Below are 18,079 nucleotides of genomic sequence, written 5' to 3'. Positions count from 1 at the left end.
AGCAACCTCGTGGCACCCGGCGTGCGGCGCGATGCGACGCACGTCGTCGGAGCGGCGCGCCTCGCACTGATCGACGACTCGGTCGACGGCGCGCTGCGCGCATGGTTCGGCCTCTCTGTGAAGCTCGACAGCCTCGAAGGCCCCACGATCACCGGTGCCCTGCCCACTCCGGCCGGAACCGTGGGGCGACGCCGGGTCGGCGTAGCGGGCTGCCTACCGGACCGCATCGCACCGCTCACCACCCGTGGACGACGACCTTGCCCACCGTGCGGCCGGATTCGACGAGCATGTGGGCCTCGCGCAGGGTTGCGGCGGAGATCGGAGTGAGGGTCGTCGTCGCCGTCGTGCGCAGGCGCCCCGCGTCGACGAGGTCGGCAATCGTGGTGAGCAGCCGGTGCTGCTCGACCATGTCCGGGGTCTGCTGGAGCGGGCGCGTGAACATCAGCTCCCAGTGCCACGCGATGCTGCGGCCCTTGAGCGGGGACACGTCGCGCGGGCCGTCGTCGATCGCGACGACGTGCCCGAAGGGCGCGACGATCTGCGCGTACGTCTCGACCTGGCCCTCGGAGTGCGCGGTGAAGAGCCACTCGACGCCGCGCGGGGCGATGTCGAGCACCTGGGCGACGAGGTCGCCGCGTTGGTCGATGACGTGCTCCGCGCCGAGGTCGCGCACCCAGTCGGAACGCTCGTCGTCGGACGCCGTCGCAATGACAGTGACGTGCGGCAGCAGCGCCTCGACGAGCTGGAGCATGGCGGAGCCGACGCCGCCCGTCGCGCCGACGACGAGCAGCGTGCCGGTCGAGTCGGCGGTGAGACCGAGGCGGTCGAAGAGGCTCTCCCACGCGGTGATCGCGGTGAGCGGCAGCGCAGCGGCCTCGGCGAACATCAGCGTGCGGGGCTTGCGGCCGACGATGCGCTCGTCGACGGGGTGCAGGCGCTGGTTGGTACCCGGTCGGTCGATGCTGCCGGCGTAGAAGACCTCGTCGCCCTGCGCGAAGAGCGTCACCGCCGGGCCGACGGCGCGCACGACGCCTGCCGCGTCGAAGCCGAGCACGCGGAAGCCGTTCGCGGGCGCCCCGGCGCGGACCTTGACGTCGACGGGATTGACCGAGACCGCCTCGACCTCGACGAGAAGGTCGTGCGGGCCGAGCTCGGGCACGTCGACCTCGCGAGCGACGAGTGCTGCGGGGTCGGAGGCGGGGAGGTTGGACTCGTAGCCGATGGCGGTCGTCGTGCGTGTTGTGGTGGCCGTGGCCGTACGTGAAGTCGTCATGCTTGTCATGGTTCCGCCCAGCCTATTGTTACCGTCAAGGACACCTGGTTACCGATGGGTACCATCGCGTGATGAGTACCGATGTTGACGCTTGCACAAGGAATGACGTCTACGCGGCCATGTGCCCGTGCCGCGACATGCTCGACCTGCTGGCCAACAAATGGAGCGCCCTCGCGATCGGCGCGCTCGAGGACGGGCCGAGACGCAACGGCGAGCTCAAGAGGCGGCTCGAGGGCATCAGCCCCAAGGTCCTCTCGCAGACGCTCAAACGGCTCGAGGACCACGGACTCGTCACGCGGACCGTGTATCCGGAGGTGCCGGCACGCGTCGAGTACGCGCTCACCGAGCTCGGGTGCGGTGCGGCGGGGCCGCTCGGGATGCTGCGGGAGTGGGTGGAGGCGAATGCTGGAGCATGAGCTACTTGGCGTAGGCGTCCCTTGGTTGACGCGGACGGCGCCGTGGCGTCGCAACAACGCTGCAGGTCGGCGGTGGGAACCGGCGTGAGCCCCCGACGCTGACTGCGCACCCCCGGCCACGCTGAAACCTTCACCTCGCTCAAGATCAGATGCAGATCGCGCCGGATTGCTCTGTCGCGCAGCTGGCACAACAACGCACAAGGCCCGGCCGCTGGCCCAACTATCGAACGATGAACGACGCCCGGGACTGCTGCACGGATAGGTGACAGTCAGGTTCAGGCTGCGACTGCGACCTGAGTGGTCATGATGGTCTCGAACTTGATCGGGGCCAACCGCCCGAGACGGACCTACCACCGCCGACGCCGGCAGCGCGCCCTCGGAAAGTCGACACCGGTCGAGTTTGAGACCATCTACTGGCCGACGAGAGCGGCCTGAACCACCACACCCGAAGTGTCAACCGAACCTTCAGCAGTCCAGGCTCTCGCGAGCCACGCCGAGCTGCGCCCCGACCGCTGTGCTCGCGGCCGTCACCGACCCGTAGTCCTGGAGATGGTCCCGGACCAGGCGCACCGCGCGGGCCTCGAACTCTGCGTCGTACTTCTTGGGCATGTCGTCATCCTTCATCACAAGGAAACGGCATCAAACCCGTGACGGTTCAGCGTGCCCTCGTCGGGCGGCGGGTAAGAAGTACAGCTCCCAGGTGGCGAACGCCATCAAGGAGCGACGGCTGCCGTCCGACGCCGCGCAGCGGCGTGGGCGCGCCGACGGTACTCCTCGGCGTCGATCGCACCGCGGGCCTCGTCCGTCAGGTTCTCCACATCCTCGCGGTTCGGGATCCACCCCTCATGCCACGCGCTGGCGAGCGACTGCACCACGGCACGACGCTGAGTCTCGTCGAGTTGCACGAGCAACTCGGGCCAACGGACCTCGATATCGAACTCTGTAGCCACGGCGGGGCTCCCCTCTCCCGAGTCGCACTATTCTACCGGGGCAACCCAAAACGGCCTGGTGGGCACGATCGGCTCCGATCCGTTGTGGACGGCCAAGAACGACAGCCAGTTCGCACTCTGCACGCGGGGTGCGCCTCACGCTGGCGAGGCCGGTCGAACAGGCACACTTCGATACGTACGATGCCTGACGACGGCCACTCGGAGAATGCATGAGGTTCCGATCACGACGTCTGCTGGCTCTCGGGCAGTTGATCCGCGGCAACCCGGGATCGAATGAGTCCGGCTCCGGAAATCCCACGCCCTTCCCGAACCGCACAAGGTCGCATCTGACAACGCTCTTCCAGGAGCTCGACATGCTCGCGATCGGCGCGCTCGAGGACGGGCCGAAGCGCAACGGCGAGTTCACGCGGCGGCTCGTGGGCATCAGCCACAAGGTCCTCTCGCAGACGCTCAAACGACTCGAGGACCACGGACTCGTCACCCGAACCGTCTACCCGGAAGTGTCGGCGCGCGTCGGGTACGAGCTCACCGAGCTGGGGCACGGGGCCGCGGGACCACTGGTGATGCTGCGAGAGTGGGTCGAGACGAAAGGCGGGGGCTCGTCCACACTCTGAGGTGAAAAGGTCACGCGAAGTCGTACAGCCAGGCGGGCATGCCCAGCTGGAGGTCGACGCCAACCCAGAACTGCTCGATCTGTGCCCGGTCATCGTCGGAGGCGACCTGACCGACCTTCGCCGTCGCGTCGTCGGACGCAATCCAGGCGACCCGAACTCGCTGCCCGTTCACGTCTTCGTCTCGGAAGACGGTGGCGGTCTCAGCGTCGCACGCGCTGTCCGCATCGTCGATCCCGCGGCAGACGACAACGAAGGTGCCGCGCTCCTGGAAGTGGACCTCGGACGCCGACTGCTTCGTGCGGACCGCTTGGACGAACTCCAGGAGAGGCGGCTCGGCTGCCGGCAACGCAACTCGTCCCTTGTTCGGGGACGTGTCGATCCGCTCGACCTGCGCCCGGTTCAGTACGGCGGCTGACGAAAGGGTGTCGCCCTCGTCTGTGAACGGGCTAGTTGCGGCTACGTACCCGAGTGAGGCCGTGATGACTACCGCCGCCATCGTCGCGGCTTTGGCACCTCTACGCATGGCCCCCACCCTGTTGTCCGGTTGCGACTCACACGCTAGTAGATGGCAACCGGCTGCGTCGGCGGTTTCGGACAGATTCTTCAAACTAGCGCCTGGGATCGCCGTTCCCGCGCCTCCAGCCCGGTCACGCGAGACAAACCGCACCCACTGGCGCACCAACGCACAAGAGCCCGGCCGCCGGCCGAGCTCTCGAACTATGAACGACGCCCCGAGACATCTCTCAACGATGTCCCGACTACTCACATGGTGGAGCTGAGGGGACTCGAACCCCTGACCCCCTGCATGCCATGCAGGTGCGCTACCAGCTGCGCCACAGCCCCGCGGAGCCGTGGCTCCGAACACGGAAGATCCTACCTGCTCGCGGACGGTGCTCTACGCACGGCCCCGAGACACCAGCCGGGAGACGTCGCCGTGGAAGGACCGCCGCCCAGGCAGACGTGCAGCACCACGATCCCAGCCGACTAGCATCGCCCCGGGCCTCTCGCCCAAAGAGGCACGCGTACCCGAGAACCGGAGCCAGCAATGCGCACGACGTTGACGGGCCTCGCCCTGCTCGTCGTCGGCGCGGTCCTCGTCGCTGTGGGCGTCCTCCCCCTCGCCGACGTCGCCGCCTCGCCGCACGCGTCGGTCCCGTCCTCGCGTTCGTCGTCGGCATGACCGTCGTCACGGACCTCGCCGCGCGCGCGGGACTCTTCGACGCGGTCGCCGCGCGCGTCGCCCGCTGGGGCCGCGGCAGCACGCTCGCGCTGTGGGGTCTCGTCGTCGTCGCGGGCGCCGTCTCGACCGCATTCCTGTCGCTCGACACGACCGCCGTCCTTCTCACCCCCGTCGTCGTCGTGCTCGCGCGGCACGTCGACGTCGCTCCCCTGCCGTTCGCGCTCACGACCGTGTGGCTCGCCAACGCGGGCTCGCTGTGGCTGCCGACGTCGAACCTCACGAACCTCCTCGCGCTGCACGCGCTCGGCGACCCGAGTCCGCTCGCGTTCGCGCGCCTCACGTGGGCGCCCGCTCTCGTCGCGACCGTCGTCCCCATGCTCGTGCTGCTGGTCCTGTTCCGCCGCGCGCTCACGGGCCGCCACGACCCCGAGCAGCGACCGCCCGAACCGTACGACCCCGTGCTCCTGCGGATCGCAGGCGTCACGGTCACACTGCTCGTGCCCGCGCTCGTCTCGGGCATCGACGTGTGGATCCCCGCCGTCGTCGCCGCCGCCGTGCTCGCGGGCGCGTTCACGCTCCGCGAGCGCGCGACTCCCGACGGGCACGGTGCTCCCGACGGGCGCGGCGCTCCCGGCAAACCCGACGCTCTGTGCTGGAGCCTCATCCCCTGGCCGACGCTCGTGCTCGTGAGCGGTCTCTTCGTCGTGTTCGAGGCCGCCCACGGGGCGGGCCTCGGCGCGTGGCTCGCGCGCGTCGCAGGCGAGGGCGAGGGGACGGCCGACCTGCTGCGCGTCGCCGCGACCGGCATGCTCGGCGCGAACCTCGTCGACAACCTGCCCGCCTACCTCGCCCTCGAGCCCGTGACGGGCTCCCCTGCGCGCCTCGTCGCGCTGCTCGTCGGCGTCAACGCGGGGCCGCTCGTCACACCGTGGGCGTCGCTCGCCACGCTCCTCTGGCACGATCGCCTCACCCGCCTCGGCGTGAGCGTCCGCTGGGGCGGCTACATGGCGCTCGGCCTGCTCGTCGCACCGCTCACGGTGCTCCTCGCGACCCTCACGATCGCCGCAACCTGAGCGCGTCCCGCCGCGGCCCAGCGGCGGCGGTGACCCTGCGCCCCACCACGTCCCTCACGACGGCGCACCAGATCCCGCAGGCGCGAACCGCTCGCGCAGGTACTGCGCGTACCCGTGCGGCGCCCGGCCCTCCGTCCGGCCTGACGTGAGGACGTCGACGACGTCCGACGCGACGATCCTCACCGGCAGCGCACGCAGCCGCGCGACGAGCCCGACGTCCTCGTGCGCGACGACCGGGTCGAAGCCACCGGCAGCAACGTGCGCAGACAGTCGTAGGCCGAGGTTCGCGCCGTGGACGTGACCGTTGGGCCGCCCGGGCACGCGCGTCGCGGCCCACGCTCGCGTCCGCTCCGGCCCGAGGTCCGCAGGATCGGGACGGACGGTTCCGACGACGACGTCGGCCCCCGCGTCCGCGAGCCGCACGTGCTCGACGATCCAGTCGTGCCCGACGACGGAGTCCGCGTCCGTATGGAGCAGCCACACCTCCTCGTCCGCGACAGCAGCCTCGCGGGCGAGCCGTGCACGCACCGCCGCGACCCCCGCCTCGCGGGCGCGACCGACCGCGCACGCGTCGAGCTCCACGACCGTGAGGTCGAGGCCCGCGCGCGCCGCGGCCTCCGCCGCGACCGTGCCGGTCGCGTCGCGGCACGCGTCGAGGACGAGCGTCACCCGCGCGTCGAGGCCGTGCGCGCGGGCATGCCCGACGGCAGCCGCGAGACCCTCGACGCACCGGCCGACGAGTCCCTCCTCGTCGTGCGCGGGCACGACAACCTCTGTGCGTCGCACCCGCGTCGTCGCCGTCATGTCAGCCCCTCGAGCGCCGCGACCGAGCGCGGGTCGCGGGAGAGGACGTCGAGGACGAAGTCCTCCTCGACATGCTCGACGAGCCGCCGCAGGCCGAGCCCGCGCGCCAGGACGTCCCGCGCGTCGTCACCCGTGAGCGGGTACTCCGGCACGTCGTGGCGCCAGTGGCACGTGACAACGCACCCCGCCGGGGCGAGCACGCCCAGGAGGCGGGTCGCAAGGTCCGCGAGGTCCGTGCGCGAGAGGTAGTAGCCCACCTCGGAGACGACGACGGTGTCGAACGGCCCGTCCGGCAGCGCGTCAAGCGCCGAGCCGACCCGCACGTCGACCCTGTCGGCGAGGCCCGCGTCCGCGACGCGCTGCCGTGCCTGCTCGACGGCTCGCTCGGCGACGTCGAGCGCGACGACCTCCCGGGCCCGCGACGCCAGGTCGACCGTGAGGTGCCCGAGCGAACACCCGATCTCGAGCACGCGACCGAGGTCCTCCCGCGGCAGGCTCGCGACCGTGAGCGCACGCTTGCGCCGCTCGTACCATCGCGTGCCGAGCCGCCACGGGTCCTCCCGGCGGCCGTAGAGCTCCGTGAAGTACTCCGCGCCCAGCCGCTCGGGCCGGTCGGCAGCGCCCCGGGCGGGCGTGACGACGAACGTCTCGACGTCCCGCACCACGTGCCGAAGGAACCGGGCGTGCAGCACCGGCGCGTTTCCCGCAGCGTCGGGCATCGTCTGCGACTCGTAGGCGCCGAGCGCCCGCATCTTCGCGACGACCTCCGCGTCCCGCAGGATCAGCGCGCGAGCGCCCTCGGGCAGCCCGGCGTCCGGGTCGCCCCAGTGCCACAGCCACACCGGATACTCCCAGAGGTGCGCGCCGCGCTCCGCGGCGAGCTCAGCGGCGACCTCCCCGACGACCCGGTGGTCGTGATGCCCGTCGCCGCGCCACGGCGCGACGACGAGCAGCCGCGCGCCAACCGTCCCGGCGTCGAGGACCCGGGCGAGGTCGGCGCGCACCCCCGCGCGGTGCGCGCCCGTGGCCGCGTCGGGGTGGTCGAGCACGTGAACCTGCGCGCCCGGGCACAGGACGTCGAGCGCCTCGCGGAGCTCGGCACGCCGCGTCGCGACGAGCTCGTCGCGCCCGACGCCCGCGTGCGACGCCGCGCCGTCCGTCACGCACACGACCTCGAGCGTCACGCCCGAGGCGCCGAGCCGCGCGAGGAGGCCGCCCGCCCCGAGGGTCTCGTCGTCCGCGTGCGCCGCGAGGACCACGACCCGGTCGACCGCCGGCAGCGCGAGCGCGGGCAGCGCCGCGAGCGCCGCGTCCCACGCGCGCGCGTCCGTCCCCGGCTCGGCAGCGTCGAAGCTCACCACGACGGCCCCGTCGCGAGGTTTTTGCGGCCCAACGACACGAGATCACGCTCCGCATGGTGCTGACGCACGTAGATCTCGAGATCGGCGACCCGCTTGGCGTGAGCGGCGTCGAGCGCGAGAGGTGCAGGGCCGAGTGCGTGCGCTACCGTCCGCAGCACCCGCTCGCACGTGCGGGCGACCACGGCCCGAACTCGTGCGGTCGTCACGGGCGTCGGACGACCCGCGGCCACCTCGCGCGCCGCCTCGCCGAGCACGGCCCGCGCCGCGTGCAGATGCTCGTCGACGTCGCCCAGGTGCATGAGGAGCAGCTCGGCATCCGACCGTCGCGCGACCTGCTCGCGCAGCGTACGCGCAAGCCCGACAGCCCCGCCGTACCAGCACGCCGCAACCCCCGCGCCGCCCCACGCGAAACCGGGACGCTCGAGGTACCAGCCGGGTTCCCCGACCGCGACCGCCGGGACCGCCGTGAGCTCGAGGCCCGTGCTTGGGATCTCCGTGAGGCCGCGCGCAACCCACTCCTCGGCCGCCGCGGCGACGCCCGCGTGCCGCAGGTCGACCGCGTACAACTGACGTTCCCCCGCTGCGTCACGCGCCGTGACGAGAGCCGCGTCGAGCCGGTCCGCGAGCGAGCACCACGGCTTCGTCCCGTTGAGCAGCACGACGCGACCGTCGTCCGAGGCTTGCGCCGCGAGCGTCGCCGCCGGCCCCTCCGCCGCGAACACGCCCCACGACGCCCGTGCGCCGTCCGTCACGACGTCGTCCGGCGCGAGCCCCGCCTGCGCGAGGATCGCGAGCGCGTCGAGGTGCGGCTCGATCGCCCGCGCGAGCCCGAGGTCGCGGGACGCGACCGTCGCGAGCAGCTCCCACACCGCCACCGTCCCGTCACCGCCCGGACGCAGGGTCGCTGGCAGCTGCGGCGCGACCGCGAGCGCCCCGCCGACATCGCTCACGTCGGCGAGAAGCGCGAGCGCGCGGTCCCGCGCGTCGCGCGGTCCCTCGGCGCCGAACGCGACGACGCTCCACACCTCCCCTGACGTGCGAAGCTGCGGCACGGCAGCCCGCACCGCGTCGTCCCGCACCACGCTGTCCTGAACCGGGCCCGTCGGCACCGTCGAACCTGCCATCGATCCCTCCTTCGTCGTCGGACGTGGACCGATGATGACCTGCGACGACCGACCGCGCGACCCGGGTGCCACCGTCGACCCGCCCAGATGCGCGCCGCCGAGGCGCGGCGCACGATGGAGGGACGGGCCGCGAAGGCCACCGGACACGACGGAAGGACGAACCCATGGGCTCGAAGATGACGTTCCTCGCGGGTGCTGCGGTCGGGTACGTGCTCGGCAGCCGTGCGGGCCGCGCCCGCTACGAGGAGATCAAGGCCAAGGCACGCTCCGTGCTCGCCGACGACCGCGTCCAGGAGGTCGTCGACTCCGCGAAGGAGCGTGCCGCCGAGGCGGCAGGTGCCGCGGGCGCCGCCGTCCGCGCGAAGGTGGGCGAGGTCGCCGGCGACGCCGGAACAGCGCTCAAGGACAAGGTCACGCACGCGCTCCACCGCGACGACGACCACACGCCGCCACCGACGATGAGCACGCCCCCGGTGGCGCCGACCAGCGGGCCGTGATGGCGTAGAAGACCCTGCAGGAGAACCCGAGAGAAGGAGGCACCATGTCACATCTCACCGGCAAGAAGATCGCGTTCGTCGCCACGAACGGCTTCGAGGACTCCGAGCTCATGAGCCCGTGGGAGGCGGTCACGGGGCACGGCGCGACCGCGCACCTCATCGCCCCCGAGACGGGCACGCTCACCGGCAAGAACGGCCACGAGCACCCCGTCGACAGGACGACAGGCGAGGCCTCGGCCGACGACTACGACGCCCTCGTCCTGCCCGGCGGCGTCGTCAACGCAGACCACCTGCGGCTCGACGAGGCGGCCGTCGCGCTCGCCCGCGCGTTCTTCGCGGCTGGCAAGCCCGTCGGCGTCATCTGCCACGGTGCGTGGCTACTCGTCGAGGCCGACGTCGTCCGCGGCCGCACCCTCACGTCCTACCCGAGCCTGCGTACCGACCTGCGCAACGCGGGCGCGGAGTGGGTCGACGAGGAGGTCGTCGTCGACCAGGGTCTCGTCTCGAGCCGCACGCCCGACGACCTGCCGGCGTTCAACGACAAGCTCGTCGAGGAGATCGGCGAGGGCGTCCACGCCGGACAGCACGCCTGACGCACGCATGGCGAGGGGCCCGGAACCTTGTGGTTCCGGGCCCCTCGTGCATGCCCCGTCTCAGAACACCGGCTTGCCGCCCGTGACGCCGAGCACCGTCCCGGAGACGTAGCTTGCGTCGCGCGGCGACGCGAGGAAGACGAACGCCGGGGCGCACTCCGCAGGCTGCCCCGCACGTCCGAGCGGCGTGTCGAGACCGAACTGCTCGATCTTCTCGTTCGGCTGCGTGGCTGGCTGCAGCGGCGTCCAGATCGGCCCCGGCGCGACCGCGTTGACGCGGATGCCCTTCGGTCCGAGTTCAGCCGCGAGGTTGACCGTGAGGTTGTTGATCGCCGCCTTCGTCGACGCGTAGTCGAGCAGCGCGTTCGACGGCTGGTACGCCTGGATCGACGACACGTTGATGATGCTCGAGCCGCTGCCCAGGTGCGGCAAAGCAGCCTGGACGAGCCACACGAGCGCGTAGAGGTTCGTGCGCATGACCCGGTCGAGGTCGTCCGTCGTGACGTCCGCGACCGAGTCGCGGCGCGCCATCTGGTAGCCAGCGTTGTTGACGAGGACGTCGAGCCCACCCAGGCCCTCGACCGCGCGCTCGACCGTCTGCCGGCACACGTCCTCCTGCGTGAGGTCGCCCGGGACGAGCACGCACCTGCGCTGCACCCGCTCGACCCACCGTGCAGTCTCCTCCGCGTCCTCCTGCTCCTCCGGCAGGTACGAGATCGCGACGTCGGCGCCCTCCCGCGCATACGCGATCGCGACCGCCCGCCCGATGCCGGAGTCGCCGCCCGTGATGAGCGCCCGCATCCCGTCGAGGCGCCCGTGCCCCGTGTACGACGTCTCCCCGTGGTCCGGCCGCGGCTCCATGGGCGCCGTGAAGCCCGGCGGCTCCTGCTGCTGCGCGGGGAAGGCCCGGTTCTCCTCGGTCATGTCGTGCTCCCGTCGTCGTCAGGCAGAGCGCGTGCCGGGACGGCACGCGCCGTCCTCACCACGCTAGGTGCGGCCTCCCGAGCCTGCATCCCGGCGCACGGGTGGCGCCGAGGCGCCACCCGTGCGCACGATGGGGTGATCCCCGACGACGGAGGTCGACATGCCACGCACGAAGACACCCCAGCTCAAGGATCCCGAGCTCTACGAGAAACTCGTCGACGACGGCGCGTCGAAGGAGAAGGCCGCGCGCATCTCGAATGCGGCCGCCCGCGACGGGCGCTCGAAGGTCGGCCGACGCGGTGGCGAGGCCGAGGACTACGAGGACCGCACCGTTCCCGAGCTGCGCGCTCGTGCCAAGGAGCTCGGGCTCAGCGGCTACTCCCGCATGCGCAAGGCCGAGCTCATCGACCTGCTGCGCGAGCACTGACATGGCACGGCTCGTCCGCGCCGACCTGCGCGCACCGGGCTGGGGCCGCCGCGGAGCCGGCAAGGGCTTCTTCTACATCGACACCGAGGGCGACAGGATCTCCGACCCGGAGACGATCGCGCGCCTCGACGGGCTCGCGATCCCGCCCGCCTGGACCGACGTGTGGATCGCGCCGGACCCGCGCAGCCACGTGCTCGTCACGGGCGTCGACGGCGCCGGACGACGTCAGTACATCTACCACCCGGCGTGGATCGAGGCGCACGACGCGGAGAAGTTCGCACGACTGCCCGATCTCGCTGCCTCGCTCCCCCGCGCCCGCCGGCGCGTGCGCCGTGACCTAGGCGCCGAACCTGCGAGCCGTGAGCGCGCGCTCGCCGTCGGGTTCCGACTCGTCGACACGGTCGGCATCCGAGTCGGCGACGCGCGACACACCGTTGTCACGGGCCACCGCGGTCTCACGACGCTCGACGTCCGCCACGCGACCGTCGACGCCGACACCGTGACGCTCGACTTCCCCGGCAAGAGCGGCATGCACTGGCACGTGAGCGCGACCGACCACGACCTCGCGGTCGCGGTGCGCTCGCTCCAGCGCGACAGGTCCGCCCGCGCACGCCTCGTCGCCTACCGCGACGGCCGCCGATGGCGACCGCTACGGTCGGCCGAGCTCAACGCGTACGTCAGGGAGGTCACCGGGACCGATGCGACGACGAAGGACCTGCGCACGCTCCTGGGCTCGGCGACCGCCGCGCACGAGCTCGCGCTCACCGGCCCCGTCGAGGACCCTCGCGACCAGGAGCGTGCGATCCGCGACGCGGTGCGCCTCACCGCCGACGTCCTCGGCAACACGCCCGCGGTCGCCCGAGCGTCGTACGTCGACCCGCTCGTCCTCGACGCGTACCGGCGCGGCGAGGTCGCCGACACGCATCGTGAGATCGCAGCCGCGTACCTCGACCTCGTGCGGCACGACTGAGCCGGGTGCCTCCACCCGCCGCACCCGCGCGGGTACGCCTACCGTGGAAGGCGGACGAGGAGGTCGGCCATGGGTGAGGTGACGTGCGACGTCACGGTGTCGCTCGACGGGTACGTCGCCGGGCCCGAGCAGTCGCGCGAGCGCCCGCTCGGCGTGGGCGGCGAGCTGCTCCACCGGTGGATGTTCGACCACGCCGAGACGAACTGCTCCGAGATCAGCGCGATCACCGCCGCGAGCGCGTTCGTCATGGGCCGGAACATGTTCGGGCCGGTCCGCGGGCCCTGGAGCGAGGAGTGGGACGGCTGGTGGGGGCCCGAGCCGCCGTACCACGCGCCGACGTTCGTCCTCACGCACCACCCGCGCGAGCCGAAGACCATGGAGGGCGGCACGACCTTTCACTTCGTCACGGGCGGGCCCACGGTCGCGCTCGGGCTCGCACGCGACGCCGCCGGGCATGGCGACGTCGCGATCTGCGGGGGCGCGTCGACGACCGACCAGTTCCTCGCGCTCGACGCGATCGACGAGCTGCGGCTCCACGTCTCCCCCATGACGCTCGGCGGCGGGGCGCGCCTCTTCGCGGGTGTGAGGCCGGGCCTCACGCTCGTGCCGGTCGCGTCGCGCACGTCGGACGCCGTCACCCACGTCACGTACCGGCGAGCTCCGGACGAGGGGGTGTGGTGAGCCGACGCAGCGCTACTGCCGACGCAGCGCCTCACGAGCCTCCGTCTCTATCTTGGCAAGCTCGACTCGCGCTTCATCCACCGAGGCCGCCCAGGCTCTCTCACGCCACGCGGAGACGCCGTTCGCCAGTGTGAATCGAGCCCACCGCCCCGCCGTGTCTCGCCGGACCATCCCACCGATGGCCGGAAGCGCCGCTGCGAGTGACATCACGACTGCTGCACCCAGCTCCTCTCGTGCGACGTACGTGAGGAACACTTGGAGCGTGAGCAGCCCCAGAGAGACGCGGAAGAGGACTGTCATCCACGTTCTCTCGATGTTGGAGTCCTCGAGACTCGCAACGGCGACGAGAACGCCGTAGCAGGAGCACATGAGCGAAAGGATGACCGCCGCGAGCATCGCGACAAGCGGAACATCAGTTGCAAGGACTGCGATGAACGTCGGTAGGACCCCGACGGCGCACGCGATGGAGAACGACCAGGGCAGCGACACGCCATCGCTCGCCCGGCAACGGTCGAGCACAGTCTCCGCGTGATCCAACCTCGCGCGTGCTCGTACGAGCTTCTCCCGAGTTGGCCTCCCGACGAACCGTGAGAGCTCAATTCCAAGGGCACATGCCACGAGTGCCACGGGAAAGACCCACCATTGATGTACGACTGCTCGTGGCTGGCTGAAGAGCCCCAGGAGGGCCACACCAGCGACGACCGCTTCTATTGCCACGAGCGCACCCGTGAGGTCGCCGAGCCGCCGGCGAAATCTCAAGGTGCCCGCATCCGAGCCACGCAAGATCGTCATCCCTGCGAAGGCGAGAGCAAAAACCAGGGAGACAACCATGCCCGTCGCCGCGGCGAAGTGTTGAACGGCACCTTCGACAATCACTTCACGCATCACGTACGGCTCCGACCTGAAGCGCAGAGCCGGTTCAAGAAGTACGCACACGCAGAGCAAAGCGCCAAGCAACAGTGCCAGCGATGCCGCAAACGCGGTCGCGCGCCAAGCGCTCACCTCATCCGCGGATGCGACAGCAATCGGTGGTGAGCTCAAACTTGCCTCAGACTGCGACATCTTTGAATGTATCCTTCCGCCCAGAGCATGCCGTTCGGCGACTCCAACTTGTGGTTCGCAAACCGACTCTGCACCACACCGCCGACATTTACCGCGGCCCGCGACCGAGATCCCGCTACCGTTGCCGCATGACCGCTCCTCTCTCGCACGTCCGCTGGGGCATCATCGGCGTCGGTGACGTCACCGAACGCAAGTCGGGTCCCGGCTTCCAGAAGGCCGAGCGGTCCTCGCTCGTCGCCGTCATGCGTCGCGACGGCGGCAAGGCTGCCGACTACGCGGCGCGGCACGGGGTGCCCCGCTGGTACGACGACGCCGACGCACTCATCAACGACCCCGAGGTCGACGCGGTGTACATCGCGACGCCGCCCGGCTCGCACGCCGACTACGCGATCCGCGTCGCCGCAGCAGGCAAGCCCGTCTACGTCGAGAAGCCCATGGCGCGCACGGCCGCCGAGTGCCGCGCGATGATCGACGCGGCCGACGCCGCAGGAGTGCCGCTGTTCGTCGCGTACTACCGGCGGGCCATGCCGCGCTTCAAGATCGTCGAGGACCTCGTGCGTTCGGGTGAGCTCGGCGAGATCCGCTCCGTGAGCGTCCGCAACTCCTCCCCCGGCGAGGCGTGGGAGCCGGGTCACCAGCCATGGCGCGTCCAGCCGGAGATCTCCGGCGGCGGCCTCTTCGTCGATCTCGGCTCTCACGCCCTCGACTGGCTCGACCACGTCCTCGGCCCGGTCGAGGAGGTCCACGGCATCGCGACGAACGTCACGGGCGCGTCGTTTGCGGAGGACCACGTCGTTGCGGCGTTCCGCTGGGCGTCGGGCGCCGTCGGCACGGGCGCGTGGGCGTACGACGACGCCGAGCGCACCGACGAGATCGCGCTCCACGGCACGCGGGGTTCGGTACGGTTCCCGTGCTTCGGCGAGGCCCCGATCCGGGTGCGTGTCGGCGGCGTCGACCGCGAGATCCAGGCGCCGTACCCCGAGCACGTCCAGCAGCCGCTCATCCAGCTCATCGTTGACGAGCTCACGGGCAACGGCGGCCCGGCACCCAGCACCGGCCGGACCGCGCTGCGCACGGGCGAGGTCATCGATGCGGTCCTCGCTGGCTACCGCCGGGCACAGGCCTGACGCACCCTCGATAGCCGATCTGCACGCCCCTGGCGTACGGATCGGCTATCGAACGTCCAGGCCCGGACCTGGTCGACGCCGTCCGCTGTGCCGATAGCCGATCCGTGCACGTCACGTGCACGGATCGGCTATCGGACCACTGGGGTCGGTGAGCGACCAGAGGACCAGCGAGGCACCAAGAGCTGGCGACAGCGGCTCAGAGCGTCGCGTCACCGCCCGCCTCGACCGCCGCGCGCGCCGCCTCGAGCCGCGCGACCGGCACCCGGAACGGCGAGCACGACACGTAGTCGAGCCCCGCCGCCTGGAAGAACCGGATCGACTCCGGGTCACCGCCGTGCTCGCCGCATACCCCGATCTTCAGCTCAGGCTTCGTCGACCGCCCACCCTCGACGCCCACCCGGACGAGCGCTCCGACGCCCAGCGCGTCAATCGTCTCGAACGGGGAGATCGTGAGGACGCCGTTGTCGAGGTAGTCGTGGAAGAACGCGCCCTCGACGTCGTCGCGCGACATGCCCCACGTCGTCTGCGTGAGGTCGTTCGTGCCGAACGAGAAGAAGTCCGCCTCCTCAGCGATCCGGTGCGCCGTGAGCGCCGCCCGCGGCAGCTCGATCATGCAACCGACCGGCAGGTCGAGCAGCTGACCCGAGCCTCGACCAATCTCCGTGAGGATGCCGAGCGCCTCCTCACGGATAAGGTGCATCTCCCTCACCGACCCGACGAGCGGCACCATGATCTCCGGACGCGGGTCGAAGCCACGTTCCCGCAGCTCGACGGTCGCCTCCGCGACCGCCCGGATCTGCAACGCGAACAGCCCCGGGATCTTCAGGCCCAGCCGCACACCCCGCAGGCCGAGCATCGGGTTCTGCTCGTGCATGCGCCGCACCGCCGCGAGGATCTTCACGTCGTGCGGGTCCGCGCCGCCGTCGCGCTCCGCGAGCGCGACCTTGACCGAGAGCTCCGTGAGGTCCGGCAGGAACTCGTGCAGCGGCGGGTCGATGAGCCGGATCGTCGTCGGCAGCCCGTCCATCGCCTCGAGCAGCCCGGCGAAGTCTCCGCGCTGCAGCGGCAGCAGGTCCGCGAGCGCCGCCTCACGCTCCTCGTCGCTCTCGGCGAGGACGACGGCCTCGACGAAGTGGCGCCGCTCGCCGAGGAACTGGTGCTCCGTGCGGCACAGGCCGATGCCCTGCGCGCCGCGGGCGCGCGCCCGCAGCGCGTCGTCCGCCGAGTCCGCGTTGGCCCGCACCTCCATGGTGCGGACGCTGTCCGCGTGCCCGAGGATGCGGTCGACGGCGCCGACGAGCTCACGCGTCGCATCATCGGGCGCTGCCGCGAGGCCCGCCTCGAGGCCGTCGGACAGGTAGCGCATGACGGGCGAGTCCATAACCGGCACCTCGCCGAGGAACACCTCACCCGTCGACCCGTCGATCGCGATGACGTCACCGGGTCGCAGCACCCGCCCGTCGACCCGCACCTCGCGAGCTGCGAGGTCGACGTCGAGCTTGTCCGCGCCGACGACCGCGCAGATGCCCATGCCGCGGGCGACGACCGCCGCGTGCGACGTCTTGCCGCCGCGCGCCGTGAGGACGCCGGCCGCAACAACCATGCCCGGAAGGTCGTCGGGGTTCGTCTCGCGTCGCACGAGGATGACGCTCGCACCTTCGGCCGCGCGGGCCTCGGCCTGCGCGTTGTCGAGGACGATCTCGCCGACCGCCGCACCTGGCGACGCCGCCATCGCTCGCGTGAGGAGCGTCGTCTCCCCCGACCTGTCGAACTGCGGGAACATCAGCTGCGTGAGCTGCTCGCCGGTCGTGCGGGAGATGGCCTCGTCGAGCGTGATGAGGTGCTCGTCGACGAGCTGCGTCGCGACCCGGAACGCCGCGGCCGCCGTGCGCTTGCCGACGCGCGTCTGCAGGAGCCACAGTTTGCCGCGCTCGATCGTGAACTCGATGTCGCACAGGTCGCGGTAGTGCGTCTCGAGCTTGCGCATCGCCGCGAGCAGCTCGCGGTACGACGTTGGGTCGAGCTCTTCGAGGTGCGCGAGCGGGAACGTGTTGCGGATGCCGGCGACGACGTCCTCGCCCTGCGCGTTCGGCAGGTAGTCGCCGTACACGCCCGAGTGGCCCGTCGCAGGGTCGCGCGTGAAGCACACGCCCGTGCCTGAGTCCTCGCCGAGGTTGCCGAAGACCATCGTGCACACGTTGACGGCCGTGCCGAGGTCGTCCGGGATCCGCTCCCGACGCCGGTAGAGCCGCGCGCGGTCCGTGTTCCACGAGTCGAGGACCGCCTCGATCGCCATGTCGAGCTGCTCGCGCGGATGCTGCGGGAACTCGCGGCCCGAGTGCTCGAGGACGAGCGCCTTGTACGTCGCGACGAGCCCCTTGAGGTCGTCGGCTGTGAGGTCGACGTCGCTCGTCACGCCACGCTCCGCCTTGAGCGCGTCGAGCGCGTCCGCGAAGAGGTCCCCGTCGAGGCCGAGCACGGTGCGGCCAAACATCTGCACGAGCCGCCGGTAGGAGTCCCACGCGAACCGCTCGTCGCCCGCCATCGCCGCAAGCCCACGCACGGACGCGTCGTTGAGGCCGACGTTGAGGACCGTCTCCATCATCCCCGGCATCGAGAACTTCGCGCCCGACCGCACCGAGACGAGCAGCGGATCCCGCACGTCACCGAGCTGGCGGCCGAACGCGTCCTCGATCTCGCGGACCGCCATCGTCACCTCGACCCGCAGCTCGGGCGGCACGACGCCGTCGCGCATGTAGGCGCGGCACGCCTCCGTCGTGATCGTGAAACCTGGAGGGACCGGCAGGCCGATCTTCACCATCTCGGCGAGGTTCGCCCCCTTGCCGCCGAGCAGGTCCTTGTCGTCCTTGCCGCCGTCAGCGAACCGGTGCACGTACGTGGCCATGCCAACCTCCCACGTCGGGGGGCGCGCCGTTGCGCCCCGCGCGAGACGGCATCGGCATGGCGGCCGTGGTCGGACGCCGTCGGTGCCGTCCTTCTTCC

20 protein-coding genes and 1 tRNA gene are annotated in these 18,079 nt (G+C 71.3%); 10 read left to right on the top strand and 11 right to left on the bottom strand.

The annotated features are described in order from the left end of the window. Window positions 1–235: 235 nt before the first annotated feature. On the bottom strand, window positions 236–1,273 hold the full coding sequence (locus tag C1729_RS01100) for a zinc-binding alcohol dehydrogenase family protein (protein WP_102507969.1): 1,038 nt from the start codon (window positions 1,271–1,273) through the stop codon (window positions 236–238). Between the two features lie 71 nt (window positions 1,274–1,344). On the opposite strand from C1729_RS01100, the gene C1729_RS01095 reads away from it, so the two are divergent. Next, window positions 1,345–1,689 (top strand): winged helix-turn-helix transcriptional regulator, encoded by a 345-nt coding sequence (locus C1729_RS01095; protein ID WP_102507967.1) that lies wholly within the window; start codon window positions 1,345–1,347, stop codon window positions 1,687–1,689. A gap of 465 nt (window positions 1,690–2,154) precedes the next feature. On the opposite strand, the gene C1729_RS14435 is transcribed toward C1729_RS01095, so the two are convergent. Together C1729_RS14435 and C1729_RS01090 are read right to left on the bottom strand one after the other, a co-directional pair. Continuing rightward, window positions 2,155–2,298: a hypothetical protein gene (locus C1729_RS14435; protein WP_165375381.1), complete on the bottom strand. Its 144-nt coding sequence runs from the start codon at window positions 2,296–2,298 to the stop codon at window positions 2,155–2,157. 104 nt (window positions 2,299–2,402) lie between these two features. Then, a complete protein-coding gene (locus C1729_RS01090; RefSeq protein ID WP_102507965.1) occupies window positions 2,403–2,639 on the bottom strand; it encodes an antitoxin VbhA family protein in 237 nt (78 codons plus the stop codon). Window positions 2,640–2,992: 353 nt separating this feature from the next. On the opposite strand from C1729_RS01090, the gene C1729_RS01085 reads away from it, so the two are divergent. Next, window positions 2,993–3,253, top strand: a complete 261-nt coding sequence (locus C1729_RS01085) for a winged helix-turn-helix transcriptional regulator (protein ID WP_102507963.1) — start codon at window positions 2,993–2,995, stop codon at window positions 3,251–3,253. Window positions 3,254–3,263: 10 nt separating this feature from the next. Here C1729_RS01085 and C1729_RS01080 read toward each other — a convergent pair whose 3' ends face one another. Further along, window positions 3,264–3,776 (bottom strand): hypothetical protein, encoded by a 513-nt coding sequence (locus C1729_RS01080; RefSeq protein WP_129590623.1) that lies wholly within the window; start codon window positions 3,774–3,776, stop codon window positions 3,264–3,266. A gap of 244 nt (window positions 3,777–4,020) precedes the next feature. Further along, window positions 4,021–4,096, bottom strand: a tRNA-Ala gene (locus C1729_RS01075). A 202-nt stretch (window positions 4,097–4,298) separates the two neighbouring features. On the opposite strand from C1729_RS01075, the gene C1729_RS15270 reads away from it, so the two are divergent. Further along, window positions 4,299–4,433, top strand: coding sequence for a hypothetical protein (locus C1729_RS15270; protein ID WP_340637929.1), 135 nt, complete (start codon window positions 4,299–4,301; stop codon window positions 4,431–4,433). Further along, window positions 4,430–5,506 carry an SLC13 family permease gene (locus C1729_RS01070; RefSeq protein WP_340637928.1) on the top strand — a complete coding sequence of 359 codons (1,077 nt, stop codon included), beginning with the start codon at window positions 4,430–4,432 and terminating at the stop codon, window positions 5,504–5,506. Before C1729_RS15270 ends, C1729_RS01070 begins: the two co-directional genes overlap by 4 nt. A 54-nt stretch (window positions 5,507–5,560) precedes the next feature. Here C1729_RS01070 and C1729_RS01065 read toward each other — a convergent pair whose 3' ends face one another. Genes C1729_RS01065 through C1729_RS01055 form a run of 3 tightly spaced genes read right to left on the bottom strand, consistent with a single transcriptional unit; the run spans window position 5,561 to window position 8,795 of the window. Then, entirely contained in the window at window positions 5,561–6,310 is a 750-nt protein-coding gene (locus C1729_RS01065) for a glycosyltransferase family 2 protein (RefSeq protein ID WP_102507959.1), read from the bottom strand. After that, window positions 6,307–7,671 (bottom strand): PIG-L family deacetylase, encoded by a 1,365-nt coding sequence (locus C1729_RS01060; RefSeq protein ID WP_102507957.1) that lies wholly within the window; start codon window positions 7,669–7,671, stop codon window positions 6,307–6,309. The genes C1729_RS01065 and C1729_RS01060 overlap by 4 nt, the downstream gene beginning before the upstream one ends. Continuing rightward, on the bottom strand, window positions 7,665–8,795 hold the full coding sequence (locus tag C1729_RS01055) for an acyl-CoA dehydrogenase family protein (RefSeq protein ID WP_129590622.1): 1,131 nt from the start codon (window positions 8,793–8,795) through the stop codon (window positions 7,665–7,667). Before C1729_RS01055 ends, C1729_RS01060 begins: the two co-directional genes overlap by 7 nt. A gap of 164 nt (window positions 8,796–8,959) precedes the next feature. On the opposite strand from C1729_RS01055, the gene C1729_RS01050 reads away from it, so the two are divergent. Next, window positions 8,960–9,292, top strand: a complete 333-nt coding sequence (locus C1729_RS01050; protein ID WP_102507955.1) for a hypothetical protein — start codon at window positions 8,960–8,962, stop codon at window positions 9,290–9,292. Window positions 9,293–9,336: 44 nt separating this feature from the next. Further along, window positions 9,337–9,885, top strand: a complete 549-nt coding sequence (locus tag C1729_RS01045) for a type 1 glutamine amidotransferase domain-containing protein (protein ID WP_102507953.1) — start codon at window positions 9,337–9,339, stop codon at window positions 9,883–9,885. A gap of 60 nt (window positions 9,886–9,945) precedes the next feature. Here the strand turns inward: C1729_RS01045 and C1729_RS01040 are convergent, their stop codons facing one another. Then, a complete protein-coding gene (locus C1729_RS01040) occupies window positions 9,946–10,809 on the bottom strand; it encodes an SDR family oxidoreductase (RefSeq protein ID WP_102507951.1) in 864 nt (287 codons plus the stop codon). Between the two features lie 160 nt (window positions 10,810–10,969). Between C1729_RS01040 and C1729_RS01035 the strand changes: the two genes are divergently transcribed. The 3 genes from C1729_RS01035 to C1729_RS01025 all read left to right on the top strand — a co-directional run bounded on the left by C1729_RS01035 (window position 10,970) and on the right by C1729_RS01025 (window position 12,887). Next, a complete protein-coding gene (locus C1729_RS01035) occupies window positions 10,970–11,236 on the top strand; it encodes a Rho termination factor N-terminal domain-containing protein (RefSeq protein WP_102507950.1) in 267 nt (88 codons plus the stop codon). Window position 11,237: 1 nt separating this feature from the next. Further along, window positions 11,238–12,206 (top strand): DNA topoisomerase IB, encoded by a 969-nt coding sequence (locus C1729_RS01030; protein WP_102507948.1) that lies wholly within the window; start codon window positions 11,238–11,240, stop codon window positions 12,204–12,206. 69 nt (window positions 12,207–12,275) lie between these two features. Next, window positions 12,276–12,887 carry a dihydrofolate reductase family protein gene (locus C1729_RS01025; protein WP_102507946.1) on the top strand — a complete coding sequence of 204 codons (612 nt, stop codon included), beginning with the start codon at window positions 12,276–12,278 and terminating at the stop codon, window positions 12,885–12,887. Between the two features lie 12 nt (window positions 12,888–12,899). Here C1729_RS01025 and C1729_RS01020 read toward each other — a convergent pair whose 3' ends face one another. Continuing rightward, on the bottom strand, window positions 12,900–13,775 hold the full coding sequence (locus tag C1729_RS01020) for a hypothetical protein (protein ID WP_129590621.1): 876 nt from the start codon (window positions 13,773–13,775) through the stop codon (window positions 12,900–12,902). 302 nt (window positions 13,776–14,077) lie between these two features. On the opposite strand from C1729_RS01020, the gene C1729_RS01015 reads away from it, so the two are divergent. Beyond that, window positions 14,078–15,076 carry a Gfo/Idh/MocA family protein gene (locus C1729_RS01015; RefSeq protein ID WP_102507942.1) on the top strand — a complete coding sequence of 333 codons (999 nt, stop codon included), beginning with the start codon at window positions 14,078–14,080 and terminating at the stop codon, window positions 15,074–15,076. A gap of 196 nt (window positions 15,077–15,272) precedes the next feature. Here C1729_RS01015 and ppdK read toward each other — a convergent pair whose 3' ends face one another. Continuing rightward, entirely contained in the window at window positions 15,273–17,981 is a 2,709-nt protein-coding gene (ppdK, locus tag C1729_RS01010; protein WP_102507941.1) for a pyruvate, phosphate dikinase, read from the bottom strand. Between the last annotated feature and the right edge of the window lie 98 nt (window positions 17,982–18,079).

Source organism: Sanguibacter massiliensis, assembly GCF_900240335.1.
Classification (GTDB): domain Bacteria; phylum Actinomycetota; class Actinomycetes; order Actinomycetales; family Cellulomonadaceae; genus Flavimobilis; species Flavimobilis massiliensis.
Note: the sequence above shows the minus strand (reverse complement) of the source record. Positions and strands in the feature narration are given on the sequence as shown.